This is a genomic window from Sphingomonas sp. PP-CE-3G-477 (genome assembly GCF_003050745.1).
In the GTDB taxonomy this organism is placed as follows: Bacteria; Pseudomonadota; Alphaproteobacteria; order Sphingomonadales; family Sphingomonadaceae; genus Sphingomonas.
In genome coordinates, this window is record NZ_QAOF01000001.1 from 103282 (window position 1) to 127716 (window position 24435).

The following is a 24435-nucleotide window of genomic DNA, read 5'->3' on the forward strand; positions in this document are numbered from 1 at the left end:
CGGTTATGACGAAGGACGGCGTTCCGTTACTGCGACCTTTCCAATTGGGCCCCGGCCTCCGCCGGGGTGGTATCTTCGCTCCAGTTACCGAGCCGCGACCTTCGCCTCGATCGCATCCCAGATCATGCCGGCGACATCCGTCCCATCGAAGTTCGAGATCGCGACGATCCCGGTCGGCGAAGTAACGTTGATCTCCGTCAGCCACGTCCCGCCGATCACGTCGATCCCGACGAACAACAGCCCGCGCTTCTTCAGTTCCGGCCCCAACACCGCGCAGATCTCGCGCTCCTTGTCGGTCAGCACCGACTTCTCCGCCGACCCGCCGACCGCGAGGTTCGAGCGGATCTCGCCTTCGCCCGGAAGCCGGTTGATCGCGCCCGCGACCTCGCCGTCGATCAGCACGATCCGCTTGTCGCCCTTGGCAACGTCGGGGAGGAACGCCTGCACCATGTGCGGCTCGCGCCACGTCATGTTGAAGACCTCCATCAGCGCCGACAGGTTCGCGCCGTCCGACTCGACCTTGAAGATCGCCTTGCCGCCATTGCCGTGCAGCGGCTTGATGACGATCGCGCCGTGCTCCGCGAGGAATTTACGTGCTTCGTCGAGCGAGCGGGTGACGAGCGTCGGCGGCATGAACTGCGGATAGTCGAGCACGAACACCTTCTCGGGCGCGTTCCGTACCTGAGCCGGGTCGTTCACGACCAGCGTCTTGTCGGCGATCCGCTCGAGCAGGTGCGTCGCGGTGATGTAGCCGAGGTCGAACGGCGGATCCTGCCGCATCAGGACTACGTCGGCCTCATCGCCGAGGTCGAGGTTGACGGGCTCGCCGACGCTGAAGTGATCACCGACGACGCGCTGCACGGTGACGGGGTGCGCCTTCGCCCAGACCTTGCCGTCGCGGTAGTTCAGGTCCTCGGCCGAGTAATGGAAGAGCCTGTGGCCACGGTCCTGCGCGGACAACATCAACGCGAAGGTCGAATCGCCGGCGATGTTTATGCTGTCGAGCGGGTCCATCTGGACGGCGACGGTGAGGCTCATGCGTCTTCCTTCTGTTCGGTCGAGCGCATGTAGGCGCCGGCGGACGTGAAGTCACCCGATCCAGGCATTCTCGATATGGCGCGGGCGGGTGCCGGGCGCGAGCAGGATGACGTCGACGCGGATATCGTCGCCGGGTCCGGCATAGCGCGGCATGAGGTATTCCGCCGCTGCGGCAACGCGCGCGAGGCGACGTTCGTCGATCGCGAAGTCGAGTTCGGCGGCGGTCGCGCGGGTTTTTACTTCGACGAAGGCGACGAGGTTTCCCTTTCGAGCGACGAGGTCGACTTCGCCGACGGGGGTGCGGACGCGGCGGTCGAGAATGCTCCAGCCCTTGAGGCGCAGCCACCACCCCGCCAGCCGCTCGCCGCGCCGACCCGTTGCTTCCGCAACCTGTCGGTCCTGCGTGTTCCCCTTCCGCTTGCGGGAGGGGCTAGGGGAGGGCAGGGGCGGCACGTCTGTGACATGCCCTCCCCCGCCCCCTCCCGCAAGCGGGAGGGGAGATCAGGGCTTGGGCTTCAATTCCAGCGCCCGCGCATACAGCGCCTTGCGATCGAGCCCGAGCTTCTTCGCCACCTCGCTTGCGGCTTGCCCGGTCGACAGACGGGTGAGCGCTTCGATCAGCGCCGCGTCACCATCCTCTGCACTCGCCGGCGGCGCCTCGCCCGGTGGTGCGACAACAATCACGATCTCCCCCCGCGGCGGCGCATCCGCATAGCGCGCGGCGAGCGTCGACAGCGTCCCAGTCACCGCCTCCTCGAATTTCTTGCTGATCTCCCGCGTCACCGCCGCCTCGCGGTCGCCGAGCCCTTCAAGCAGCGCCGCCAGACACGCCCCCAGCCGCGGTCCCGACTCATACATTACCAAGGTCGCGCGGATCGTGGCCACCTCGGCGATCGCCTCCGCCCGCGCGTGCAACTTTGACGGGAGGAAGCCGACGAACAGGAACCGGTCGGTCGGCAATCCCGCCAGCGTCAGCGCGGCGACGGCAGCGCACGGCCCTGGAATCGTCACCACCAGATGCCCCGCAGCCCGCGCGTCGCGCACCAGCTTGAAACCGGGATCCGAAATAAGCGGCGTCCCCGCGTCCGACACCAGCGCCACCGCCTGCGTCGCCATCCGCGCGATCAGCGCCGGCCGCACGCCTTCCGCGCTGTGGTCATGATACGGCACCATCGGCGTCTTGGTGCCGATGTGGCGGAGCAGCCCGGCCGTGACGCGGCTGTCCTCGACGGCGATCACGTCGGCGCGGCGGAGGATGTCGGCGGCGCGGGGCGACAGATCGCCAAGATTGCCGATCGGGGTCGCGACGATGTAGAGGCCGGGATCGAGAAGAGTTTCAGGGTTCATGGGGACGGTCATGGCAGACGCGACGACGATAGGGCAATCCGGCCCGCTTTCGGTGGGCACATTCGGGCGATGGGCGACGCTTGCCGCGGCGTGCCTGCTCGGCGCGTGCCAGACGATTGTCCCGCGTGGTCCCGTCGAGCCGTCGCAGCAGCGCCCGACCACGCGTCCTGCCGATCGCCCCGACATCGGCGTCGAGACCGGCATCCCGCGCGATGCCGAGCGTAACCGCGTCGCGCTGCTCGTGCCGTTGTCGGGTAGCAACGCCGGCGTCGGTACCTCGATCGCCAACGCGACGATGCTCGCACTGCTCGATACGCAGAACCAGCGCGTCCGGATCACCAACTACGACACCGCGACCGGTGCCGCCGCCGCTGCACAGCGCGCGATCGCCGAGGGCGCGCAACTGATCCTCGGGCCTCTGCTCGCCGACGATGTCCGCGCGGTCGCGCCGATCGCGCGCGCCGCGAACATCCCGGTGCTGAGCTTCTCCAACGATCTCGGCGTGGCGGGCAACGGCGCGTATCTGATGGGCTATGTCCCGACCCAGTCGATCGCGCGCGTCGTCGATTTCGCGAAGGAGCGCGGCGTCAGCAACTTCGCCGGCCTCGTCCCCAACGGCCTGTACGGCGAGCGTGCATCCACCGCGTTCCTCCGCGCCGTCGAAGGCGCGGGCGGCCAGGTCGTTTCGCTCCAGACCTACGCGCGCGGCCCTGGGGGCATCTCAGGCGCCGTCACGCGGCTTGCGGCGAAAGCGCCCTATGATGCGGTCCTGATCGCCGATGGCGGCGCGACCGCAGCCTCCGCAGCCGCGATGGTCAAGCGCGGCGGAGGCGCCTCGACGCGGATCCTCGGCACCGAACTCTGGAACTCGGACGCGGGGATCGCCGCGAAGCCTGCACTGTCGGGCGCGTGGTACGCCAGCGTTTCGGACACGCTGTACCGCCAATATGCCGGCAAATATCGCGCACGGTTCGGGGCAGGGCCATACCGCCTGTCGAGTCTCGGTTACGACTCGGTCCTGCTGACGGTCCGCATCGCGCGCGACTGGAAGCCCGGCACCCCGTTCCCCGTGAATCGCCTGCGCGACGGCGACGGCTTCGCCGGCATCGACGGCGCATTCCGCTTCGGCAAGGACAACGTCGCCGAGCGCGCGCTTGAGGTGAAGGAAATCCGCAGCGGCACGACCACGGTCGTCTCGCCTGCACCGACTGGGTTCGGGAAGTAAACCTTCCTATTCCTGTCATCCCCGCGGAGGCGGGGACCCATATACTCAGCCGGCTGCGATCCTATCGCACGGTCAGCCAGTATGGGTTCCCGCCTTCGCGGGAATGACGGCGTTGGCTCTACGCGGTAACGATCTCGGGCAGGATCGCATCGAGCAGGAGCGCACCCGCTTCGGTGACGCGCAATCGACCCGGCGAGTGCACGATCAACCCGAGAGCTTCCAACCGTGCCACCGCCGCCAGATCCACCGGCACCACGCCCGCGTTCAGCGCAGTGATCCGGTCCAGATCCACGCCTTCCGCCAACCGCAACCCCATCAGCAAAGCCTCGGTCGCCCGCGTCGACGGCGAAAGCGGATCCTCGACCTCCATCCCGTGGCCATTGCGCTCGATCGCCGCCAGCCAGTTCTCCGGCTTCTTCCGCCGCACCGTCGCCAGCCCGCCGCGCCGTCCATGCGCGCCCGGCCCGATCCCTGCGTAATCCTGGTACCGCCAGTAAGCGAGGTTATGCCGGCTTTCCGATCCCGGCCGTGCATGGTTCGACGTCTCGTACGCGGGCAGCCCAGCGGCGGCGGTATCCGCCCGAGTCGCCTCGAACAGATCGGCCGCCGAGTCGCCGTCGGGGATCACGATCCGCCCCGCCAGCGCTTCGGTCGCGAACCGTGTGCCGGCCTCGATCGTCAGCTGATACAGCGACAGATGCTCCGTCCCAAGACTCAACGCGCGCGCCAGTTCTGCGCGCCAATCGTCGAGCCGTTGGCCGGGAAGCGCATAGATCAGGTCGAAACTCACCCGGGGGAATACGTTTTGCGCAGTAGCCAGCGCAGCCTGTCCCTCGTTCACGTCATGCGCGCGGCCGAGAAACTTCAGCGCCTGATCGTCGAGCGATTGCAGCCCCAATGACACCCGGTTTACCCCAGCACGCGCCAGGTCGGCAAACCGCGCCGCCTCCACCGAAGACGGATTCGCCTCCAGCGTGATCTCGATCCCCTCGGCGAACCCCCAGGCCTTCTCCGCCGCATCCAGCACAGCGGCGACCGTCGACGGCGGCATCAGCGACGGCGTGCCCCCTCCAAAGAAGATCGACTGCAATTTCCGTCCCGGCAAGACCCGAGCCTCATGCGCAAGGTCGGTAAGCAGCGCATCACGCCAAGCCGCCTGGTCCACCTCTTCCCGAACATGGCTGTTGAAATCGCAATACGGGCATTTCGACACGCAGAACGGCCAATGGACGTACAGCGCGAGATCAGACGAAGGGCTTGGTGTTTCGAAGACGGGCATTATCTCGCGCATATGGTCGCACGGGGCGGCCGAAGGAAGCGCAATGACGGCACGGATGGGTTTGGCGATCGCCGGGGCGCTGTTGATGGCAGGCTGCGCGCAGGGCCCCGAGCGTGTCGTCGAGCGTCGCGATACGATGGCGCCGGCACCGCGCGGCGCGAGCCTGCTCAAGACGGCGATGATGGACGGCCACAATGCCGCCCGCGCTGCCGTCGGCGTGGCACCGCTCGCCTGGAGCGATACGCTGGCGACCACCGCGCGCGCCTATGCCGAGGAACTGGCCCGCACACGGAAATTCGCGCACGCCCCGCAACCCCAGGGCATGTCGCGCGAAGGCGAGAACCTCTGGACCGGCACGCGCTATGCCTATGCGTACACCGAGATGATGGGCCACTGGGTCGCCGAGAAACGCGATTTCATCAACCAGCCGACGCCCGGGTTCAGCCGCACCGGCAAGTTCGAGGACGTCGGGCACTATACGCAGATCATCTGGCGCAACTCGACCCAGGTCGGCTGCGCGATGGCGAGCAACAAGACGGACGACTATCTGGTGTGCCGCTACTCGCCTCCCGGCAACGTCTTCGGCGAACGCGCCTATTGATCTGGGATAAGCAGGTAGTGCTACCTCGGTGGTACTTTCTTAAGCGATCGTCGGCTAACCTGCTTTAATGATACCAGTATCCAAACCCGATGGCGCTCGGCCCGGTGGCTGCGTCGGATGCCGAGACGGCGCCGGCCTGTCGTTTGCCTTCTCGATGGCGTTCCAGCCGATCGTCGACGTCGAGACCGAGACCGTCTTTGCCTACGAAGCGCTTGTACGGGGTCCCGAAGGGCAGTCGGCAGCGAGCGTCCTCTCGCAGGTCGACGGCGCAAATCTATACGCGTTCGATCAGCAATGCCGCGTGCGCGCGATCGAGGCTTCGGTGAAGGCCGGGCTGCTCGACACGCCTGCGCGGCTGTCGATCAACTTCCTCCCGAACGCTGTCTATTCGCCGGCAGCGTGCATCCAGTTGACGTTGAAGACGGCGGCGGCGGTCGGCATGCCGACGGATCGCCTCATCTTCGAGTTCACCGAGAACGAGGAGATGCTGGATCCCGCGCATGTCGCGAACATCATCGCGACGTATCAGAAGATGGGGTTCGGCACCGCGCTCGATGATTTCGGCGCGGGGCATGCCGGGCTCAACCTGCTCGCGCGGTTCCAGCCGGACATCATCAAGCTCGACATGGAGCTGATCCGCGACATCGACACGAGCCTGCCGCGGCGGATGATCGTCGAGGGCATGCTGCGGATGTGCACCGCGCTGGGAATCACGGTGATCGCCGAGGGGGTCGAAACGCTTGGCGAGTTCGAGGCATTGCGGGGGCTCGGCGTGCGGTACATCCAGGGGTATCTGCTGGCGAAACCGGCGTTCGAGGCGCTGCCTACGGTGACGTGGCCGGTGAAGCAGGCGATCGCGGTTTAGACAGGGTCGGTCTCTAGTGTTCTCCCGCGAAGGCGGGAGCCCAGGGTCAAGAGCGTGACATTCGTGGCTGCTGGGCCCCCGCTTTCGCGGGGGAACAGGCAGTAAGACAATTAGAACACCGCGGCTTCAAGCAGTTTGAACGCCTCGTTCCGATGGCTGATCGCGTTCTTCGTCTCGTGTGGCAGCTCGGCATAGGTCTGGTCGTAGCCGAGCGGAACGAATACCGGGTCGTAGCCAAAGCCGACATTGCCACGCGGCGGCCAGGTCAACGTCCCCTCGGCGCGACCTTCGAACCATTCGACATGACCATCGGGCCACGCCAGCGCGAGCACGCTGACGAAATGCGCACCGCGCGTTGCGTCCGGACCCTTGGCGACGACCGCGTCCTCGACCTTCTGCATCGCCATCACCCAGTCGCGACCGTTCGGCGTCTCCGCCCAATCCGCCGTGTACACGCCCGGATCGCCGTTCAGCGCATCGACGCACAGCCCGCTGTCATCCGCGAGCGCGGGGAAGCCCGACAGATCTGCCGCCGAGCGCGCCTTCAGTTCGGCATTGGCGAAGAACGTCGTGCCCGTCTCGACGGGTTCCGGCAGGTCGAGTTCAGCAGCGGAGACAACCTCCAGCCCACGCCCTTCGAGCAGCGCGGCGATCTCGCGCACCTTGCCCTTGTTGTGGCTAGCGATGACCAGCTTGCCCGGCTGCAGCTTGCGGATCGCCTGCGGTTCCTTGCCCTCGCCGCTCACTTGGCGACCGCTTTCGCCTGCGCCGCGAAGATGTCGGTGCAACCAATGCGTGCAAGACGCAGCAGGCGGAGCAGCGCCTCCTCGTCATAGGTCGCGCCTTCAGCGGTCGCCTGTGCCTCGGCGATGTTGCCGTTTTCGAGCAGCACGAAGTTCGCATCCGCATCCGCGCCCGAATCCTCGATATAGTCGAGGTCGAGCACCGGATTGCCCTGGTAGATGCCGCAACTGATCGCCGCGACTTTCTGCGTCAGCGGGTCGGCGGTCAGCTTGCCGCTCGCCAGCAACCCGTCGATCGCGAGTCGCAGCGCGACCCAGCCGCCCGAGATCGACGCGGTGCGCGTGCCGCCGTCCGCCTGGATCACGTCGCAATCGATCACGATCTGGCGCTCGCCGAGCAGCTTAAGGTCGACGACCGCGCGCAGCGAACGCCCGATCAGCCGCTGGATTTCCTGCGTGCGGCCCGACTGCTTGCCCTTGGCAGCCTCGCGGTTGTTGCGCGTGTTGGTGGCGCGCGGGAGCATGCCGTATTCGGCGGTCACCCAGCCTTCGCCCTTGCCGCGCATGAACGGCGGCACCTTCTCCTCGACGCTGGCGGTGACGAGCACTTTCGTGTCGCCGAAGCCGATCAGGACGGAGCCCTCGGCATGCTTGGTGAAGCGCGGCTCGATCGTGATCGCACGCATCTGGTCTGGGGCGCGGCCGGATGGGCGCATGATGTATTCCTAAAATTCTTCCGTTCGTCCTGAGTAGCTGCTGAGCTTGTCGAAGCGGCGTATCGAAGGATCGGCCCGCTTGGGGCACATCCTTCGATACGGGCCTTCGACTGCGCTCAGTCCCTACTCAGGACGAACGGGTGGTGGGCAATATGGTGTGCCTAGCCTTTCGCATTCCCGCTCGCCAGCCTAGATCAAAGCGATGGCCACGCCCCCCGTCACCGAACTGACCGATCGCGCGCGCGACATTTTTCGTGCCGTCGTCGACAGCTACCTGGCGAGCGGCTCGCCGGTCGGGTCGAAGACGATCGCGCAACTCACCGGTCTCAGCCTCTCCCCCGCCTCGATTCGCGGCGTCATGGGCGAACTTGAAGGTCTCGGCCTGCTCGCCAGCCCGCATACCAGCGCCGGCCGGATGCCGACCGATCGTGGCCTACGCCTGTTCGTCGACGGCATGATGCAGGCGATGGAGCCGTCGTTCGAGGAGCGCCAGACGATCGAGGCGCGTGCGGGCGTCGGTGGCCCGGTCGAGGAGGCACTCGCCGCGACGACGCTCGCGCTCTCCGGGCTGTCGGCCTGCGCCGGGCTGGTGATGGTCCCCAAGCGCGAACTGAAACTCCGCCAGATCGCGTTCGTCGCGCTGTCGCCGGAACAGGCGCTCGCGGTGCTGGTCAGCGAGGACGGCTCGGTCGAGAATAGGGTGATCGCGCTGCCGAAGGGCATGTCGCCGTCCGCGCTGATCGAGGCGGGCAATTACATGTCGGCGACGCTCGGCGGCCTGACGCTTGCCGATGCGCGGACCCGGATCGAGCGCGAGTTGGCGGACGGTCAGGCGGCGCTCGATGGCGCCGCGCGGACGCTGGTCGAGCGCGGCATCGCGGTGTGGAGCGAGGATGCCGATCGTCGCCCGGTGCTGATCGTGCGCGGGCAGGGGCGGTTGATCGATGCCGCGGCCGCCGCCGATCTCGACCGGGTCCGCGACCTGCTCGACGATCTCGAGGGAAAGCAGGAAGTCGCATCGCTTCTGGACAGCGCGCGGGCAGGTGATTCGACACGGATTTTCATTGGTGCTGAGACCAAATTGTTCGCGTTGTCAGGGTCTTCGGTGATCGCGCGACCGTTCCGTGGATTGGACGGTCGGGTAGTCGGTGTCGTCGGCGTGATCGGCCCGACGCGGTTGAACTATGCGCGCGTCGTGCCCATGGTGGATTTCACGGCTGCAACGCTCGCCCGGTTGATGGGTTGAGCCGGCCCAAATTATAGGGAAAACCATGTCCGACATCGACCAGAACACGCCTGCAGACCTGCGCGAAGAGACCGCTGAAGCCGCTCCAGAAGTGGCATCCAACGACCGCGTCGCGGAGCTGGAAAACCAGCTGGCGGAAGCCAAGCAGAACGTCCTCTACGCGCAGGCCGAGATTCAGAACGTCCGCCGTCGTGCCGAGAAGGAAGCACAGGACGCCCGCGCCTATGCCGCGACCGCGTTCGCGCGGGACGTGCTGTCGGTTGCGGACAACCTTTCGCGCGGCCTGTCGGCGATCCCCGCGGACCTGCGTGCGGATGACAAGATGAAGGGCCTCGTCACCGGGCTCGAAGCGACCGGTCGCGAGCTGGAGAGCGTGTTCCAGCGCCACGGCATCACCAAGATCGCCGCCGAGGGCCAGATGCTCGATCCGAACAAGCATCAGGCGATGCTTGAGGTCCCGAGCGACCAGCCCGCCGGGACGATCGTCCAGGAGATGCAGGCGGGTTACATGATCAAGGACCGCCTGCTGCGTCCCGCCATGGTCGGCGTCGCCAAGGCCGGCTGACACCGTCTTGCTCCCCTCCCTGACAGGGAGGGGCTGGGGGTGGGTCGGCCAGTTGGCTATCATTGCGCCCGCCCCAGACCGACCCACCCCCGACCCCTCCCTTCCAGGGAGGGGGGAGAGCAGCACATGAACCAGAACCTCACCGCCGATCGCCAGACCTTCGTCACGCATCTCGAATGCTCGATCACCGGCGAGCGGTATGAGGCGGACCAGCTTCATGGGCTGTCGCGCGCCGGGCGACCGTTGCTCGTCCGCTACGACCTCGACGCGGTGCGGTCCTCGGTTTCGCGTGATACGATCGAAGCGCGTCCGACCGATCTGTGGCGGTGGCGCGAACTTCTCCCCGTCCGCCACGCGTCCAACATCGTCAGCCTCGGCGAAATCGAGACGCCGCTCGTGCCGCTGACCAAGTCCGGCGGCCCCAACGTACTCGTGAAGGACGAAGGCCGTCTTCCGACCGGCAGCTTCAAGGCGCGTGGGCTGGTCATGGCCGTCACCATGGCGAAGGAGTTGGGCGTTACCAAGATCGCGATGCCGACCAATGGCAATGCGGGCGCGGCGCTGGCGGCGTACGCCACTCGCTGCGGGATCGAGACGATCGTGTTCTGTCCCGACGATACGCCCGAGATCAACGTTCGCGAGATCGCGATGCAGGGCGCGCGCGTCTGGCGCGTCAACGGCTTGATCGACGATTGCGGCGCGATCGTCGGCAAGGGCGCCGCAGAAGGCCGCTGGTTCGATTTCTCGACGTTGAAGGAGCCCTACCGGATCGAGGGCAAGAAGACGATGGGGCTCGAACTCGCCGCACAGTTCGGCTGGAAACTGCCGGACGCGATCTTCTACCCGACTGGCGGCGGCACCGGTTTGATCGGGATGTGGAAGGCGTTCGACGAACTCGAGAAGCTCGGCTGGATCGGCTCGGAGCGCCCGAAGATGTTCGCCGTGCAGGCAAGCGGCTGCGCGCCGATCGTCCGCGCGTTCGAAGCGGGCGAGGAGCATGCCGAGCGTTGGGAAGACGCCAGCACCGTCGCGGCCGGCATCCGCGTGCCGAAGGCGGTCGGCGACTTTCTGATCCTGCGCGCGGTGCGCGAAAGTGGCGGACAGGCAATGGCGGTCGGCGATCCGGCGATCTTGAAGGCGGTCGATGCGGCGGCAAAGCAGGACGGGTTGCTGCTATGCCCCGAGGGTGGCGCGACGTTAGCCGCCTATCATCAGGCGCTGAACACTGGGTTGGTCGACGAGGACGACAAGGTCGTTCTTTTCAACTGCGCGACGGGACTGAAGTATCCGATGCCCGAAGCGCCGCAAGCGCTTGATAGAACACGACCTATCGATTTCGACGCGCTGTAAACGGCGGATTTCTGCCGATCGGGTGGGTCTCGATCTACCAGATCGGTGGTTGAAATTGATCCATGTTGGCTGCAACGGGGCGCCCTTGTTTACAAAAGGGGTCTTCAATGCAGAAAATCATCCAAGTCGTTTGTGTCGTGCTCATCGCCGCGGCGGTGATGTTCGGCGGACGTTGGTACATGTACGTCGCGCAGGGTTCGAGCCCGTATGACGAGGTCGGCATCGCGCTGAACGGCTACGCGCCGGGGCCGATGCGCGCCTGGGGCTGCCACAAGATGCAGGCGCGGTTCCCGGGCCAGTTGCCGCCTTACGGCTGTGCCGGGCCGGATGGTCGTAGCTGGCTGTAACAAACGTCCGTCATCCCAGCGAAAGCTGGGATCTCCCCGTGATAGCGCGTGCGCTTGCCACTTGAGATCCCAGCTTTCGCTGGGATGACGGTGGGGGAGCGGACGCGGATGGGTGGTGGACGTCAGGCCGACGCTAACGGCGTAAACGGCAGCACCGTCTCGTACTGCGCTAGCGGCGGTGCCCCCGCCACCTTCGCGCCCGCACGCAGCAGGAAGGCATGCCGCACGATCTCGCCCTGTTGCTCGATACCGTAGCGGTGCAGCGCCACGCCAGGCCGGAACGCGTAGTCGTACCGACACCAAGGATGCCGCGCCAAAGGCAAGAACACGCCGCGCTGGTGTTGCCAGATGTGTGTCATCTCGTGGACGAACAGCCCCTGCAACGTCAGGTTCGCGTGCGAGAAGTCGTCGCACCACAGATCGCCCTTGGGGTGAAAGTGGATGCACCCGCGGGGTGCCATCACGGTGTCGCGCGGTTGGAAGAACGCCCATTTGATGCGCGACAGGCTCACTCGAGAGTAATCGATCGCGCCCCCGAACACCGATGCTGCGAGCGCCGTCTCCCCCTCGGTAAGCCCGCGCCTTGAGTCGGCTCGGGTCACTTACCCGCCGGGGTCCCCGCCGCGACCACGGTCGCGTTGTTCAAGATCCGCGTCCCGTCGGCGAACGCGAACGTCAGCATCACGCGATCGGCAGGCTTGATCCCCGAGTTCATGTTGAACAACATCACATGCCGACCACCCGGCGCGAACGCTACGTCCGTCTTCGCGGGAATTTCCACGCGGGTCAGCGGCGCCATCGTCGACATGCCGCCCTTGTCCATCGTCTCGTGCATCTCGGCCTTGATCGCGACGTCGGTGGTGACCGAGATCAGCGTCGCCGGCGTCGGCCCCCCGTGCACCGTGAAATACGCCGCCGCAGGCCGTCCGGTGACCGCGCCGAGCCGCACCCAGGCCCCGTCCACCGACAGTTCCTTCGGCGGCGAGCACGACGCCAGTGTCATCGCCGCAACACCCAGTCCGAAAACGATACGCATAGGTTACTTTTCCCCGGGCTCTGCCTCTTGCGCATCCTATGACCGGTACAATCTTGCGGCAAGCGCGAGGCCACCTATATCGCGCCCATCATCAGAAAGGTTCCGCCTCCGAAACGGGGTGGAGCGGATTTCGTATTTTCGTTTCAAGTGAGGGGCTAATCAGAACTCATGGCTAAAGTAATCGGTATCGATCTCGGCACGACCAACAGCTGCGTTTCCGTCATGGAAGGCGGCAAGCCCAAGGTCATCGAGAATTCCGAGGGCGCGCGCACCACGCCGTCGATCGTCGCGTTCGCCAAGGATGGCGAGCGACTGGTCGGCCAGCCGGCCAAGCGCCAGGCAGTGACGAACGGCGACAACACCATCTTCGCGGTGAAGCGCCTGATCGGCCGTCGCTTCGACGATCCGATCACCAAGAAGGACACCGAGCTGGTCCCGTACAAGATCTCGCGCGGCCCGAACGGCGACGCCTGGGTCTCGGCGGGCGGCAAGGATTACTCGCCGTCGCAGATCTCTGCGTTCACGCTGCAAAAGATGAAGGAAACCGCCGAGTCGTATCTCGGCGAGACGGTCACGCAGGCGGTCATTACCGTTCCCGCGTACTTCAACGACGCACAGCGCCAGGCGACCAAGGACGCCGGCCAGATCGCCGGCCTCGAAGTGCTGCGCATCATCAACGAGCCGACTGCGGCGGCGCTGGCTTATGGCCTCGACAAGCAGGACGGCAAGACGATCGCGGTCTACGATCTCGGCGGCGGCACGTTCGACATCTCGGTGCTGGAAATCGGCGACGGCGTGTTCGAGGTGAAGGCCACGAACGGCGACACGTTCCTCGGTGGTGAGGATTTCGACAACAAGATCGTCCAGTATCTCGCCGACGAGTTCAAGAAGGCGGAAGGGATCGACCTCGCCAAGGACAAGCTCGCGCTCCAGCGTCTGAAGGAAGCCGCCGAGAAGGCGAAGATCGAGCTCAGCTCGGCACAGTCGACCGAGGTCAACCTGCCGTTCATCACCGCGGACCAGAACGGCCCGAAGCATCTGGTGAAGTCGATCACCCGCGCCGATCTGGAGCGGATGGTCGAGGATCTGGTCAAGCGTACGCTCGAGCCTTGCCGCAAGGCGCTCGCAGACGGTGGCCTGAAGCCCGAGGACATCTCGGAAGTCGTGCTGGTCGGCGGCATGACGCGCATGCCGCGCGTGCGTGAAGTCGTGAAGCAGTTCTTCGGCAAGGAGCCGCACACCGGCGTCAACCCGGACGAGGTCGTCGCGATGGGTGCCGCGATCCAGGCCGGCGTGCTGCAGGGCGACGTCAAGGACGTGCTGTTGCTCGACGTGACGCCGCTGTCGCTCGGCATCGAGACGCTGGGTGGCGTGTTCACCCGGATGATCGATCGCAACACGACGATCCCGACTAAGAAGTCGCAGACCTACTCGACCGCCGACGACAACCAGGGCGCGGTGACGATCCGCGTGTTCCAGGGCGAGCGCGAGATGGCGGCCGACAACAAGATGCTTGGCAATTTCGATCTCGTCGGCATCCCGCCCGCACCGCGCGGTGTGCCGCAGATCGAAGTCACGTTCGACATCGATGCCAACGGCCTCGTCAGCGTCTCGGCCAAGGACAAGGGCACCGGCAAGGAGCAGCAGATCCGCATCCAGGCATCGGGTGGTCTTTCGGACAACGACATCGACCAGATGGTCCGCGACGCCGAGACCTTCGCCGAGGAGGACAAGAAGCGTCGTGCGGGCGCCGAGGCGAAAAACAACGCCGAGTCGCTGGTCCACACCACCGAGCGTCAGCTGGCGGATAACGGCGACAAGGTCGATGAGTCGCTGAAGACCGAGATCCAGGCTGCGATCGACGCGACCAAGGCTGCGGTCGAGACCGGCGATGCGGATGCGATGACCGAAAAGAGCACCGCGCTTGCCCAGGTCGCGATGAAGCTCGGCCAAGCGATCTACGAGAAGCAGGCCCAGGCGGACGCGTCGCCGTCGGGTGACGGTGATGCGGCGAAGAAGGACGACGACGTCGTCGACGCCGAGTTCTCGGAAGTCGACGACAACCCGAAGGCGTAACCGAAACTCCCTCTCCCCTTCGGGGAGAGGGCCGGGGTGAGGGGCAGTTCCGCGCGCTGCCGTGTGGAATGGCCCCTCACCCAACCCTCTCCCCGGAGGGGAGAGGGCTAAGAGGGCCGCTATGAGTACCCAGACAGATTATTACGAACTGCTCGAATGCGAGCGGACCGCGGATGCGGGGACGATCAAGTCGTCCTACCGCAAGCTCGCGATGAAGTATCACCCGGACAAGAACGCCGGCTGCAAGGATTCCGAAGCCCAGTTCAAGGCGGTCAGCGAGGCGTACGAGTGCCTCAAGGACCCGCAGAAGCGGGCAGCCTATGATCGCTTCGGCCATGCCGCGTTCCAGAACGGCGGCGGTGGCGGTCACGGCGGCGGCGCGCAGGATTTCGGCGGCTTCAGCGACATCTTCGAAAGCGTCTTCGGCGAATTCATGGGCGGCGCGCAGCGTGGCGGCGGTCGCTCGGCTGCGCGGCGCGGCGCGGACCTGCGCTACGACATGGAAGTCAGCCTGGAAGAAGCGTTCCACGGCAAGACGACTGAGATCACGATCGACGTCTCCGCGCTCTGCGACACCTGCGACGGCTCGGGCGCCAAGGTCGGTACGCGCGCCAAGACCTGTCAGCATTGCGGCGGCCACGGGAAAGTGCGCGCGCAGCAGGGCTTCTTCGTGGTCGAGCGCGCCTGCCCGGTCTGCAACGGTGCGGGCGAAGTCATCGCCGACCCGTGCCCGGATTGCCGCGGCGAAGGTCGCGTCGAGAAGACCAAGACGCTGTCGATCAACGTCCCCCCCGGTGTCGACGAAGGTACGAGGATCCGCATGTCGGGCGAGGGCGAGGCGGGCGCCCGCGGCGCACCGTCCGGCGACCTCTACATCTTCCTCCACGTCACCAAGCACAATCTGTTCGAACGCGAAGGCACCACGCTCTTCGCACGCGCACCGATCAGCTTCACGGTCGCGTCGCTCGGCGGGGCGCTGTCGATCCCCGGCCTCGACGGTCGTACGCACGAAGTGAAGATTCCCGCCGGCATCCAGTCGGGCAAGCAACTCCGCCAGCGCGGCGCCGGCATGCCCGTGTTGCAGGGCCGCGGTCACGGCGACCTCGTCGTCCAGATCGACGTCGAAACCCCCACGCGTCTTAGCAACCGCCAGAAGGAACTGCTCGAGATGTTCCGAGAGACGGAGACGGGCGACGAATGCCCGGCCAGCCAGGGCTTCTTCGCCAAGTTGAAGGGCGTGTTCGCCGGGGAATAAACAGGATACATACTGAACTAAAGGGGGGCGCAATGCTGGCATGTCTTTTCACTGCGATGGCCTGTTGGCTGGTCATGGCCACCGCCCCCCAGACGCCAATCGGCAACGCGATGCGCCGAGTGCTGATCGACAGGCCTGCGGCGCGGTTTGCACGGCTCACGCGGGGCGATGCCGCGGTCATGTTCCTGCTGATGCTGACGGCCGCGATGGTCACGCTTGTCGGCGAAGGCGACGGCATTCGACTACTCACTCTGGCCGCCCCCGATGTCGCGCTCTGGATCACGACGTTCGAGATTTCGGCCTATGTCGACATTCTCATGGCGCTGGCCGCTGCAGCATCCAGCCTGCGCATTCGGGGTTTCATGACGCGTTGGCTCAGCGTCTTCACTCGCCGCCCGGCTGCAAAAGCGCACAAGCGCGCGATCCGCTCGCGGAAAACGCGATCGACGGATGCTGACAACGACGACGACAGACATTGGCATCAAACCGCGCTCGCCGTCTAATCTGGCAAAGCATGAGTTCAAGCTTGCCTGATCCGCATCATCCGCCAGAATGCGAAACGAACACTGAGGAATGATATGCGCGGACAGGTTTTAGGCGTCGATCCCCGCACGGGCGAAGGACTCGTCGCGGGACAGGACGGACAGCGTTACCGGTTCGCGCGCGAAGACTGGGCGCATCGCGGCGAGCCCGCGATCGGTATCGAGGTCGATTTCGAGGCGGCCAACGACCGTGCGCTTAGCGTCTTTCCAATGCCCACCGCGCCGGGTCCGCGTCGCGCCGTACCGCCCGAGGCACTCCCCACCAACGATCGCAACAAATACGTCGCGGCGGTGATGGCGTTCGTGATCGGCACGCTCGGCATCCACCGTTTCTACCTCGGCCGGACCGGCTCCGGGATCGTCATGCTAGTGCTCACGCTCACGGTCGTCGGCCTGGTCATCAGCGCGCCCTGGGCGTTGATCGACATGATCCGCTATCTGATGATGTCCGACGAGGAGTTCGCCGCGCGCTATCCGCGCAAGCGATGATTGGCCAGCGCTAGCACCAATGACTTGACGCCTATCGATCGTCGACGAGCCCCGGCAGCAAGCTATGCTCCCGGGGCATGTGTCGAGCTCATTTCGTGACGATGGTCACGCCGCGCGTGCTCCATTCGGACCGCGTTTCGCAAATCGTCTCTGGCAACGTCTTGTCGACCTTACGACCCAGAACCGTACGCGGCATGCAGACGCGGCTGGTGTCGTCCTTGAAGACGCTTGCCGGCATCTTGATCAGGATGGGCTTTTCGCCTGCCGCGTATGCGGGTGCGGATACGCCGGTCAGTGCGGCGATGCTTGCGGCGAGTACGAAAATCGACCGGAGCGAGGGCGAGTTGAACATGGAATGCCTTTCACGAAATAGCGCTCAAGTGCGCCATATCCCGGTCACTGCATTAATGATGCCAAACACCTAAGTTGTTGTGATGCTTGTATATGTTCTAGAGCCAGGCATTCGAGAACGCCGGGCTTCGACCATGTTGCGGGAGTTTTCGCCAGATATCGGCACATCGTCCGCGTAAACCTGGGCCCTAGCCGCGCCCCCTCGGGAGGGGGCGGGCGGGCCGATGGATCAGAAGGCGGTGATGACCACCCCGACCACCAGCGCTTGAGCCGCGATCACCAGCATGGTGCTGGTCACGGTTTCGAACATGCGCATGAGTAGGTCTCCGATGCCGGAACAATATCCGGCAAGCGGCATATGGGCATAGTTGCGCATTGTCGCAATTTTGTAACAGGTAATCGCAATTGCGTTGCGTGCACTCGGCGCGGTCTTGGGGCGGTCCGCCGTCCAGCTCAACCCGTCATCCTGACGAAAGTCAGGATCCAGAGCCAAGCAGGACGGCGTTCAATTACTCTGGATCCTTACTTTCGTCAGGAGGCCGAGGGGAATCAGGCCGCGCCGAATACCCGCGCGAAGATCGTGTCGACGTGCTTCAGGTGATAGCCAAGGTCGAACTTGTCTTCCAGCTCCGTATCCGACAGCGTCACTTCCGGATCCGCCTTCAGCAGCTCAAGCAGCGACAGCGCGCCGTCCGAGTCCCACACCTTCATCGCATTGCGCTGGACCAGCCGATACGCGTCCTCGCGGCTCACGCCCGCCTGCGTCAGTGCCAGCAGCACGCGCTGCGAATGGACGAGGCCACCCATCTTGTTGAGGTTCTTCAACATCCGCTCGGGGTACACGACCAGCTTGTCCATTACCCCGGTCAGCCGCGCGAGCGCGAAGTCGAGCGTGATCGTCGCATCGGGGCCAATGTACCGCTCGACCGACGAGTGCGAGATATCGCGTTCATGCCAGAGCGCGACGTTCTCCATCGCCGGCGTCACATACCCGCGGACCATTCGCGCGAGACCGGTGAGGTTCTCGGTCAGCACAGGGTTGCGCTTGTGCGGCATCGCCGACGAACCCTTCTGGCCGGGCGAGAAGAACTCTTCCGCCTCGAGCACTTCGGTGCGCTGCAGATGGCGCACTTCGGTCGCGAGCCGCTCGATCGAGCTTGCGACCACGCCCAAGGTCGCGAAGAACATCGCATGCCGATCGCGCGGGATCACCTGCGTCGAGACGGGTTCGACCGACAGACCGAGCTTGCCCGCGACATACTCTTCCACGAACGGATCGATGTTCGCGAACGTGCCGACCGCGCCCGAGATCGCACAGGTCGCGACGTCCTCGCGCGCCGCCACCAGCCGCGCCCGGTTGCGGGCGAACTCGGCATGCGCCTGCGCCAGCTTCAGCCCGAACGTCACCGGCTCGGCGTGGATGCCGTGGCTGCGACCGATCGTCGGCGTCATCTTGTGTTCGCGTGCGCGGCGTTCGAGCACTACCAATAGCGCATCGAGATCGGCGATCAGGATGTCGCTCGCCTTCGCCAGCTGCACCGCCAGGCACGTGTCGAGCACGTCTGACGAGGTCATCCCCTGGTGCATGAAGCGCGCCTCGGGGCCGACATGCTCGGCGACGTTGGTCAGGAAGGCGATGACGTCATGCTTGGTCTCGCGCTCGATCTCGTCGATCCGGTCGACCTCGAAAGCGCCCTTTTCCCAGATCGCGGCGGCGGCTTCCTTGGGGACCACGCCGAGTTCGGCGAGCGCGTCGGTGGCGTGCGCCTCGATCTCGAACCAGATCTTGAAGCGCGCTTCGGGCGTCCAGATCGCGACCATGTCGGGGCGGGAATAGCGGGGGACCATCGGGTTTCCTCGGGAGCGTGAAGGGTAGGGCGCGTCGCGTGCCATCCGGCCCGCGGTTGCCCGCGAAACGCGGTAGCAGGACGCAGGAGAAGGTTCAAATCACCGCCAAGGGGTTATGTATCGAAGTACGTCGGCGTATACCGATAATAGATTGATCGCGGTATCGAGACTATAATCGGATCGATGGCGCGAGATTTCAGTACAGGCGTAGAACTGCATTGGAGATATGCAATGTTGAAATTTGCTATGATTGCAGGTGTGGCGATGATCGCTGCGCCGGTATTGGCGCAAACCACGACCGGGCCGGTGCAGGGCTCACCATCCGGTACGGCTGCTGTTCCATCCAGTACGCCCGGCGATGGTGCTGTATCCGGACAACAGGGCACGCCGACCGACGCGGTGCCGATGCAGTCCGCCGCACGCGAACAGCCGGCGACGGGCAGCCAGGTGGCACAGGTCGTCGACACCGAATTTCCGACCTATGACAAGAACGGCGACGGCAAGCTCAGCGCGACGGAGTTCGGCGGCTGGATGGTCGCGCTGAAGAGCAAGACCGATCCGACGACCAAGCCGGATGCGCCCGAGACGAAGAAGTGGGTCTCCACGGCGTTTGCGCAGGCCGATACCGACAAGAACAAGTCGCTGACGAAGACCGAGCTGACCAGCTTCCTGTCGCAGGGCTGATCTGCCCCGGCCGGGTTACGCCGCCGTCGCATGACACGTCGCAGGATACAGGGCCGTCGAATGCGTTCGGCGGCCTTTTCGGTCAGGTGCCAAGCGTTCCCGTCGCCATCAGGGACAGGAACGGGCTGCGGACGGCGTCCGAGGCGCCAGCGAGCGGCCGCCGCATACGCGCGTCATAGGCGTCCACCGGATCCGTCGCGCGGCGGTGTGCCATCGTCCATCCGCCGAACTGACGGTCGCGGATCGAAATATTGTGCTGCAACGACAGGCCATGGTGGCGGTGATCGTTCAAGATCCGCTCGAACGTCGAGTCGATGCTTGCAGTCGGACCCTCGATCACTTGTAGAAACCGCGTACCGTCGGACCACAGTAAACCGGTGATGCCGTCTATCGCGTTGTTATGGCGCGACTGTTCCAATATTCCCACGAGGTCGGCCTTGTCGCCCGTCACCGTGCTTGTGCTGACGTAGAGAATTTGACGCATCGGGTCTCCGGTCTGTCTTCGTGACAGATGGATACTCGGAAATGCGACGCGGCGTCTTGCCGTGGATCAACCGGTCTTGCGGGCGGTTCGTTCTTCGGCTGCGCGGGTTTCGGCCAGGATCTGGCCTTGCGCTTCGGCGGCGCCGTCGAGCAGTCGATCGGACGTCTCGGCGGCGGCTTCGGGGGTCAGCGATACCGCGACGCCGTCGGGTCCATCGACCATGACCTGTCCGTGTTCGGCGGTGACCGTCGAGGGTTCGTCGTGCAATCTGTTGTCCACCACCGGGTACTCCTTCGTCAGGTCAACGAAGGCCGCCGTCAAAAGACACGGCGATATCCGGGCTCGGCCGCCTATTTCTCACTGCGTTAGATCAATCCCTGCGCGCGTAAACTGACATGGCCGCCGGTGCCCATCACGATATGGTCGTGCACGGTGATGCCGAGCCGCTTGCCCGCCTCCGCGATCGTCCGCGTGATGTCGATGTCGGCACGGCTGGGGGAGGGGTCCCCGCTCGGGTGATTGTGGACGAGGATGATCGACGCGGAGCCGAGGTCGATCGCGCGGCGGATCACTTCGCGGACGTACACCGCGGCCTGATCGATCGACCCCTTGCTCATCACCTCGTCGCGAATCAGCATGTTCTTCGTGTTGAGATGCAGCACGCGGAAGCGCTCGATCGCGTGGTGCGCCATGTCCGCGCGGAGATAGTCGAGCAGCGCCTGCCAGTTGGCGAGCACGGGGCGGTCGCTGACGTGCGATTGCAGCAGGCGGATTGCGGCGGCGTGCGCGATCTTGATCGCGGCGGTCGAGATTTCGCCCATGCCCTTCACCCGGCCGAGAGCCTCGGCATCCGCGGTCAGCACACCGCCGATCCCGCCGAATTCGCGCATCAGCGCCTTGGCGAGCGCCTTGGTATCGCCGCGCGGGATCGCGATCGCGAGCAGGTATTCGATGAGTTCGTGATCGAGCAGCGCGTCGCTGCCGCCTTCGAACAGGCGTTTGCGGAGGCGGCCGCGATGGCCCTTCAGATCGTCCCCCCGGACGTCAGCGTCTTCGTCCGGATCGGCCATTTTGCGATGCTAGCACATCCCGCGGCAATTGCATGACGCCCTTGCTCCCGACTATGCAGGCCTCGAAAGCGTGGCGGAGTGAGTTGGTGACCGAGACGAGCGAGACGGGGGCCGACCCCGGGGCCGACCCTCGCCGTTCTGCGACTGCCCGCCGCGTTGCGCTGGGGATCGCGCTGCTCCTGATCGCCGCGCTGGTCGTGCTGTGGCTGGTACGAAAGCCGATCGCCGAGGGGTTCATCGACCGCGAACTCGCCAAGGCCGGCGTACCTGTGCGGTACGATATTGCCGACCTCGCGCTGGGCGGCCAGCGACTGACCAACGTCGTGATCGGCGATCCGGCGCATCCCGATCTGGTCGCCGACTGGGTCGAGACGCGGACCGGCGTTGGCTTGTCGGGGCCGTATCTGGAGGGCGTGCGCGCGGGGAAGGTCCGGTTGCGCGGGCGACTGGTGGACGGGAAAGTGTCGCTCGGCGCGATCGACAAATTGCTGCCGGCTCCGTCGGGTAAGCCGTTCGCATTACCGGCGCTCGACGTATCGGTCGCCGATGGAAGGATGCGGCTGGAGACGCCGCAAGGGATCGTCGGGTTGAAGCTGGCCGGCTCCGGCAAGCTCGACGACGGGTTCCGCGGGTCGCTGGCAGCGATCAGCGAGCGGCTCGATGTCGGCGGGTGCGTGATCGATCGACTCGCGGCGACGGTGAAGTTGCGGATCGACGCGGCGAAACCGACGATCACCGGGCCGGTGCGCGTATCGCGGCTCGCCTGCGGGACGACGCAGGCGGAGCGGATCGTGGCCGATCTCGACGTCGGACTCTCCGCCGCGCTCGATCGCTGGCAGGGCAAGGCGACGCTCAAGACGGGCGCAGCACGGACGCCGGGTGCGACTTTGGACGGTGTTGGGGGCACGATCGACTTCACCGGAACCGCGGCGGCGACCGGCGGCAACGCGGACATCGCCGCTGATACCGGTCGTACGACCGAGGGCGGGGCGCGGCGGGTTTCGTTCGCGGGCACCTACCGGATCGGCCAGCAGATCGCGTTCGACGGGCGCGTCCAGGCCAGCGGCGCAGCTGTGGCGGAGAAGCGACTCGCGGGGCTGGCGGGAATCGGCGGTGCAGCCGCGGGGACGCCCGTAGCGCCGTTGGCGAGTGCGGTGACGCAGGCGGTCCAGAAGGCCGGCCGCGGATTTGCCGCGGACGCGGACCTTCGCGTGCAGATCGACGGTGGACGCGGGAAAGCGGTGCTGTCCCGTCTCGCGCTCGCCTCCGCCAGTGGTGCGCGCGTGGCGCTCGGCGGCGGGAGCGGGGTCGCGTTCGGCTGGCCGAACGGCGGCGTTCGGCTCGACACGGTTCTCGCGATGCGCGGCGGCGGCTTGCCCGAGGCACGCGTGTCGCTGGCGCAGGCGAAACCGGGCGCGGCGATCCGGGGCGTCGCCACCGTCGCGCCCTATGCGGCGGGTGGTGCCCGACTGGCGCTGACGCCCGTCACCTTCAGCGCAACGCCGGGCGGGGCAACCTCGATCGCGACGCGTGTCACGCTCGCGGGACCGATCGGTGCGGGCGGTCCCGGCAACCGGGTCGATGGCCTGTCGATGCCGGTTGCGGCGCTTTGGGACGGTCGCGGGCGGCTGGTCGTCAACACCGGTTGTGTGCCTTTGGTAGTTCAGCGCTTTGCGATTTCCGGCCTCGTGCTCGATCCGTCGCGGTTGACCTTGTGCCCGGTGGACGGCGCGCTGGTCCGGGTCAACGGCGCGCGGGTCAGCGGCGGTGCGAAGATCGCCGCGGCTAAGCTGGGTGGGCGACTCGGCACTACCCCGATCACGCTTGCCACCGCGGGAGCGACCGTGCGGCTGGCGGATCGCGGCTTTGCGATCGATGGCGTGCAGACCCGCATCGGCGCACCCGAACGCGTCACGAAACTCGATTTCGCCACCGTCACCGGCCGCATGACCGGGCGGGGCATGGCAGGCGCGTTCACGGGTGGCTCGGGACAGATCGCCAACGTGCCGCTGTTGCTCGGGGAGGCTGCCGGCGACTGGACGCTCGTCAAAGGCGCGCTCAACCTCACCGGCGCGATGGGGGTGTCCGATGCCGCACCGACGCCGCGGTTCAAGCCGCTCGCCGCACGCACCGTGACCCTCGCGCTAGTGAACGGCACGATCACCGCGGCTGGCACGCTGTTCGAGCCGACCACCAACACCAAGGTCGCCGACGCCACGCTGACGCACTCCCTCGGCGCGGGTGCAGGGAAGGCCGACCTGAATGTCCCCGCGATCGCCTTCGCCAAGGACAAGCTGCAACCCGACGCGCTCACTCCTCTGACCTTCGGCGTGATCGCGGACGTCAACGGATCGGTCAGCGGCGAGGGGCATATCGCCTGGAACTCCAAAGGCGTGACCAGCACCGGCGTGTTCCGTACCGCCGGCACCGATCTTGCCGCCGCATTCGGCCCGGTCACGGGCATTGCCACCGAAATCCGCTTCACCGACCTGCTCAATCTCCAGAGCGCGCCGGGGCAGGTGGCGACGATCCGGACGCTCAACCCCGGCATCCCGGTCACCGATGGTACGATCCGCTACCAGACGTTGCCGGGGGCGCGCGTGCGCGTCGAAGGTGGCTCCTGGCCGTTTGCGGGTGGGTCGCTAACGCTCGATCCGACGCTGCTCGATTTCTCCGCGCAGTCGGAGCGGCGGATGACGTTCCACGTCGCCAACATGGCGGCCGACCAGTTCTTGCAACAGTTCGATTTCAAGAATCTCGATGCGACCGGCATCTTCGACGGCGTGTTGCCGATGATCTTCGACGAGACCGGCGGCCGGATCGAAGGCGGCGATCTGCGGGTCCGGCCGGGCGGCGGCACGCTCGCCTATGTCGGCGATCTCAGCCAGAAGGATCTCGGCGTCTGGGCGAACATCGCGTTCCAGGCGCTGAAGTCGCTCCGCTACCAGTCGTTGCGGGTCGGCATGAACGGGCCGCTCGCAGGCGAGATGGTCACCGACGTGCGGTTCGCCGGGATCAGCCAGGGCGAGGGGGCAAAGGCGAACTTCATCGTCCGTCGCCTGCAGAAACTGCCGTTCATCTTCAACATCCGGATCAAGGCGCCGTTCCGCGGGCTGCTCGATTCGGCGCAGAGCTTCTACGATCCAAAGCGGCTGATCCAGCGTAACCTGCCGGCCTTGCTCCAGCAGCAGTCGGCGCCGCCGCCTCCTAAGCTCACAACCATTCAGCCTCCCGCAAGCAGGATCGTGCCATGACCGAAACAGGATTGAAGAAGCTGG

General features: G+C 65.8%; 27 protein-coding genes. 13 read left to right on the top strand and 14 right to left on the bottom strand.

What is annotated here, in order from left to right; genetic code table 11:
- Positions 1–84: 84 nt before the first annotated feature.
- Genes gshB through rsmI form a run of 3 tightly spaced genes read right to left on the bottom strand, consistent with a single transcriptional unit; the run spans position 85 to position 2385 of the window.
- Positions 85–1038, bottom strand: coding sequence for a glutathione synthase (gene gshB / locus C8J45_RS00425; RefSeq protein WP_107961450.1), 954 nt, complete (start codon positions 1036–1038; stop codon positions 85–87).
- 51 nt (positions 1039–1089) lie between these two features.
- Positions 1090–1482 carry a YraN family protein gene (locus tag C8J45_RS00430; RefSeq protein ID WP_107962151.1) on the bottom strand — a complete coding sequence of 131 codons (393 nt, stop codon included), beginning with the start codon at positions 1480–1482 and terminating at the stop codon, positions 1090–1092.
- 57 nt (positions 1483–1539) lie between these two features.
- Entirely contained in the window at positions 1540–2385 is an 846-nt protein-coding gene (gene rsmI, locus C8J45_RS00435; RefSeq protein ID WP_107962152.1) for a 16S rRNA (cytidine(1402)-2'-O)-methyltransferase, read from the bottom strand.
- A 10-nt stretch (positions 2386–2395) separates the two neighbouring features.
- On the opposite strand from rsmI, the gene C8J45_RS00440 reads away from it, so the two are divergent.
- The gene (locus tag C8J45_RS00440) at positions 2396–3610 is read left to right on the top strand and encodes a penicillin-binding protein activator (protein ID WP_107962153.1); all 1215 of its coding nucleotides are present in this window, start codon (positions 2396–2398) and stop codon (positions 3608–3610) included.
- Between the two features lie 118 nt (positions 3611–3728).
- On the opposite strand, the gene hemW is transcribed toward C8J45_RS00440, so the two are convergent.
- On the bottom strand, positions 3729–4889 hold the full coding sequence (gene hemW / locus C8J45_RS00445) for a radical SAM family heme chaperone HemW (protein WP_107962154.1): 1161 nt from the start codon (positions 4887–4889) through the stop codon (positions 3729–3731).
- A gap of 43 nt (positions 4890–4932) precedes the next feature.
- On the opposite strand from hemW, the gene C8J45_RS00450 reads away from it, so the two are divergent.
- The gene (locus C8J45_RS00450) at positions 4933–5490 is read left to right on the top strand and encodes a CAP domain-containing protein (protein WP_107961451.1); all 558 of its coding nucleotides are present in this window, start codon (positions 4933–4935) and stop codon (positions 5488–5490) included.
- Positions 5491–5644: 154 nt separating this feature from the next.
- Positions 5645–6355: an EAL domain-containing protein gene (locus C8J45_RS00455; RefSeq protein ID WP_107961452.1), complete on the top strand. Its 711-nt coding sequence runs from the start codon at positions 5645–5647 to the stop codon at positions 6353–6355.
- A gap of 110 nt (positions 6356–6465) precedes the next feature.
- On the opposite strand, the gene rdgB is transcribed toward C8J45_RS00455, so the two are convergent.
- Together rdgB and rph are read right to left on the bottom strand one after the other, a co-directional pair.
- Complete coding sequence (gene rdgB, locus C8J45_RS00460; RefSeq protein WP_107961453.1) at positions 6466–7101, bottom strand: RdgB/HAM1 family non-canonical purine NTP pyrophosphatase; 636 nt, start codon at positions 7099–7101, stop codon at positions 6466–6468.
- Positions 7098–7814, bottom strand: coding sequence for a ribonuclease PH (rph, locus tag C8J45_RS00465; RefSeq protein ID WP_056055360.1), 717 nt, complete (start codon positions 7812–7814; stop codon positions 7098–7100). Before rph ends, rdgB begins: the two co-directional genes overlap by 4 nt.
- Positions 7815–8016: 202 nt before the next feature.
- Between rph and hrcA the strand changes: the two genes are divergently transcribed.
- The 4 genes from hrcA (at position 8017) to C8J45_RS00485 (ending at position 11322) form a co-directional block, all read left to right on the top strand.
- Positions 8017–9060: a heat-inducible transcriptional repressor HrcA gene (gene hrcA, locus C8J45_RS00470; protein WP_107961454.1), complete on the top strand. Its 1044-nt coding sequence runs from the start codon at positions 8017–8019 to the stop codon at positions 9058–9060.
- A gap of 25 nt (positions 9061–9085) precedes the next feature.
- A complete protein-coding gene (gene grpE / locus C8J45_RS00475; protein ID WP_056488509.1) occupies positions 9086–9625 on the top strand; it encodes a nucleotide exchange factor GrpE in 540 nt (179 codons plus the stop codon).
- Positions 9626–9751: 126 nt separating this feature from the next.
- Positions 9752–10975, top strand: a complete 1224-nt coding sequence (locus C8J45_RS00480) for a threonine synthase (RefSeq protein WP_107961455.1) — start codon at positions 9752–9754, stop codon at positions 10973–10975.
- 107 nt (positions 10976–11082) lie between these two features.
- Positions 11083–11322 (top strand): hypothetical protein, encoded by a 240-nt coding sequence (locus C8J45_RS00485; RefSeq protein ID WP_107961456.1) that lies wholly within the window; start codon positions 11083–11085, stop codon positions 11320–11322.
- A 122-nt stretch (positions 11323–11444) separates the two neighbouring features.
- Here the strand turns inward: C8J45_RS00485 and C8J45_RS00490 are convergent, their stop codons facing one another.
- Both C8J45_RS00490 and C8J45_RS00495 read right to left on the bottom strand, forming a co-directional pair.
- Positions 11445–11924, bottom strand: a complete 480-nt coding sequence (locus C8J45_RS00490; RefSeq protein WP_107961457.1) for a vgr related protein — start codon at positions 11922–11924, stop codon at positions 11445–11447.
- Positions 11921–12358, bottom strand: a complete 438-nt coding sequence (locus C8J45_RS00495) for a copper chaperone PCu(A)C (protein ID WP_181321049.1) — start codon at positions 12356–12358, stop codon at positions 11921–11923. Before C8J45_RS00495 ends, C8J45_RS00490 begins: the two co-directional genes overlap by 4 nt.
- Before the next feature lie 168 nt (positions 12359–12526).
- Here C8J45_RS00495 and dnaK point away from each other — a divergent pair, with 168 nt between their 5' ends.
- The 4 genes from dnaK (at position 12527) to C8J45_RS00515 (ending at position 16720) form a co-directional block, all read left to right on the top strand.
- A complete protein-coding gene (gene dnaK, locus C8J45_RS00500) occupies positions 12527–14434 on the top strand; it encodes a molecular chaperone DnaK (RefSeq protein WP_107961458.1) in 1908 nt (635 codons plus the stop codon).
- A gap of 121 nt (positions 14435–14555) precedes the next feature.
- Positions 14556–15689 (top strand): molecular chaperone DnaJ, encoded by a 1134-nt coding sequence (dnaJ, locus tag C8J45_RS00505; RefSeq protein WP_107961459.1) that lies wholly within the window; start codon positions 14556–14558, stop codon positions 15687–15689.
- A gap of 74 nt (positions 15690–15763) precedes the next feature.
- Complete coding sequence (locus C8J45_RS00510) at positions 15764–16192, top strand: hypothetical protein (protein ID WP_107961460.1); 429 nt, start codon at positions 15764–15766, stop codon at positions 16190–16192.
- 75 nt (positions 16193–16267) lie between these two features.
- Complete coding sequence (locus C8J45_RS00515) at positions 16268–16720, top strand: TM2 domain-containing protein (RefSeq protein WP_107961461.1); 453 nt, start codon at positions 16268–16270, stop codon at positions 16718–16720.
- A gap of 88 nt (positions 16721–16808) precedes the next feature.
- On the opposite strand, the gene C8J45_RS00520 is transcribed toward C8J45_RS00515, so the two are convergent.
- From C8J45_RS00520 to purB, 3 genes are all read right to left on the bottom strand, one after another.
- The gene (locus tag C8J45_RS00520; protein WP_107961462.1) at positions 16809–17072 is read right to left on the bottom strand and encodes a hypothetical protein; all 264 of its coding nucleotides are present in this window, start codon (positions 17070–17072) and stop codon (positions 16809–16811) included.
- 228 nt (positions 17073–17300) lie between these two features.
- Positions 17301–17528: a hypothetical protein gene (locus C8J45_RS18810; RefSeq protein ID WP_146168545.1), complete on the bottom strand. Its 228-nt coding sequence runs from the start codon at positions 17526–17528 to the stop codon at positions 17301–17303.
- Positions 17529–17620: 92 nt separating this feature from the next.
- Entirely contained in the window at positions 17621–18919 is a 1299-nt protein-coding gene (purB, locus tag C8J45_RS00525) for an adenylosuccinate lyase (protein WP_107961463.1), read from the bottom strand.
- Between the two features lie 231 nt (positions 18920–19150).
- On the opposite strand from purB, the gene C8J45_RS00530 reads away from it, so the two are divergent.
- A complete protein-coding gene (locus C8J45_RS00530; protein WP_107961464.1) occupies positions 19151–19603 on the top strand; it encodes a calcium-binding protein in 453 nt (150 codons plus the stop codon).
- 82 nt (positions 19604–19685) lie between these two features.
- Here C8J45_RS00530 and C8J45_RS00535 read toward each other — a convergent pair whose 3' ends face one another.
- From C8J45_RS00535 to radC, 3 genes are all read right to left on the bottom strand, one after another.
- Positions 19686–20087: a BLUF domain-containing protein gene (locus C8J45_RS00535; RefSeq protein ID WP_107961465.1), complete on the bottom strand. Its 402-nt coding sequence runs from the start codon at positions 20085–20087 to the stop codon at positions 19686–19688.
- Between the two features lie 66 nt (positions 20088–20153).
- Entirely contained in the window at positions 20154–20369 is a 216-nt protein-coding gene (locus C8J45_RS00540; protein WP_146168546.1) for a hypothetical protein, read from the bottom strand.
- Between the two features lie 83 nt (positions 20370–20452).
- Positions 20453–21157, bottom strand: a complete 705-nt coding sequence (gene radC, locus C8J45_RS00545) for a DNA repair protein RadC (RefSeq protein WP_107961467.1) — start codon at positions 21155–21157, stop codon at positions 20453–20455.
- Between the two features lie 86 nt (positions 21158–21243).
- On the opposite strand from radC, the gene C8J45_RS00550 reads away from it, so the two are divergent.
- A complete protein-coding gene (locus tag C8J45_RS00550) occupies positions 21244–24411 on the top strand; it encodes a YdbH domain-containing protein (RefSeq protein WP_258191196.1) in 3168 nt (1055 codons plus the stop codon).
- Positions 24412–24435 lie beyond the last annotated feature (24 nt).

What these genes read in the sequence shown, in the direction of transcription:
- dnaJ (WP_107961459.1), top strand. Translation starts at nt 14,556, where the DNA reads ATGAGTACCCAGACAGATTATTACGAACTGCTCGAATGCGAGCGGACC.
- dnaK (WP_107961458.1), top strand. Translation starts at nt 12,527, where the DNA reads ATGGCTAAAGTAATCGGTATCGATCTCGGCACGACCAACAGCTGCGTT.
- radC (WP_107961467.1), bottom strand. Translation starts at nt 21,157, where the DNA reads ATGGCCGATCCGGACGAAGACGCTGACGTCCGGGGGGACGATCTGAAG.
- C8J45_RS00520 (WP_107961462.1), bottom strand. Translation starts at nt 17,072, where the DNA reads ATGTTCAACTCGCCCTCGCTCCGGTCGATTTTCGTACTCGCCGCAAGC.
- C8J45_RS00455 (WP_107961452.1), top strand. Translation starts at nt 5,645, where the DNA reads ATGGCGTTCCAGCCGATCGTCGACGTCGAGACCGAGACCGTCTTTGCC.
- C8J45_RS00485 (WP_107961456.1), top strand. Translation starts at nt 11,083, where the DNA reads ATGCAGAAAATCATCCAAGTCGTTTGTGTCGTGCTCATCGCCGCGGCG.
- C8J45_RS00510 (WP_107961460.1), top strand. Translation starts at nt 15,764, where the DNA reads ATGGCCACCGCCCCCCAGACGCCAATCGGCAACGCGATGCGCCGAGTG.
- hemW (WP_107962154.1), bottom strand. Translation starts at nt 4,889, where the DNA reads ATGCCCGTCTTCGAAACACCAAGCCCTTCGTCTGATCTCGCGCTGTAC.
- C8J45_RS00535 (WP_107961465.1), bottom strand. Translation starts at nt 20,087, where the DNA reads ATGCGTCAAATTCTCTACGTCAGCACAAGCACGGTGACGGGCGACAAG.
- hrcA (WP_107961454.1), top strand. Translation starts at nt 8,017, where the DNA reads ATGGCCACGCCCCCCGTCACCGAACTGACCGATCGCGCGCGCGACATT.
- rsmI (WP_107962152.1), bottom strand. Translation starts at nt 2,385, where the DNA reads ATGAACCCTGAAACTCTTCTCGATCCCGGCCTCTACATCGTCGCGACC.
- C8J45_RS00450 (WP_107961451.1), top strand. Translation starts at nt 4,933, where the DNA reads ATGACGGCACGGATGGGTTTGGCGATCGCCGGGGCGCTGTTGATGGCA.
- C8J45_RS00530 (WP_107961464.1), top strand. Translation starts at nt 19,151, where the DNA reads ATGTTGAAATTTGCTATGATTGCAGGTGTGGCGATGATCGCTGCGCCG.
- C8J45_RS00480 (WP_107961455.1), top strand. Translation starts at nt 9,752, where the DNA reads ATGAACCAGAACCTCACCGCCGATCGCCAGACCTTCGTCACGCATCTC.
- grpE (WP_056488509.1), top strand. Translation starts at nt 9,086, where the DNA reads ATGTCCGACATCGACCAGAACACGCCTGCAGACCTGCGCGAAGAGACC.
- rph (WP_056055360.1), bottom strand. Translation starts at nt 7,814, where the DNA reads ATGCGCCCATCCGGCCGCGCCCCAGACCAGATGCGTGCGATCACGATC.
- gshB (WP_107961450.1), bottom strand. Translation starts at nt 1,038, where the DNA reads ATGAGCCTCACCGTCGCCGTCCAGATGGACCCGCTCGACAGCATAAAC.
- C8J45_RS00515 (WP_107961461.1), top strand. Translation starts at nt 16,268, where the DNA reads ATGCGCGGACAGGTTTTAGGCGTCGATCCCCGCACGGGCGAAGGACTC.
- purB (WP_107961463.1), bottom strand. Translation starts at nt 18,919, where the DNA reads ATGGTCCCCCGCTATTCCCGCCCCGACATGGTCGCGATCTGGACGCCC.
- C8J45_RS00440 (WP_107962153.1), top strand. Translation starts at nt 2,396, where the DNA reads ATGGCAGACGCGACGACGATAGGGCAATCCGGCCCGCTTTCGGTGGGC.
- C8J45_RS00495 (WP_181321049.1), bottom strand. Translation starts at nt 12,358, where the DNA reads ATGCGTATCGTTTTCGGACTGGGTGTTGCGGCGATGACACTGGCGTCG.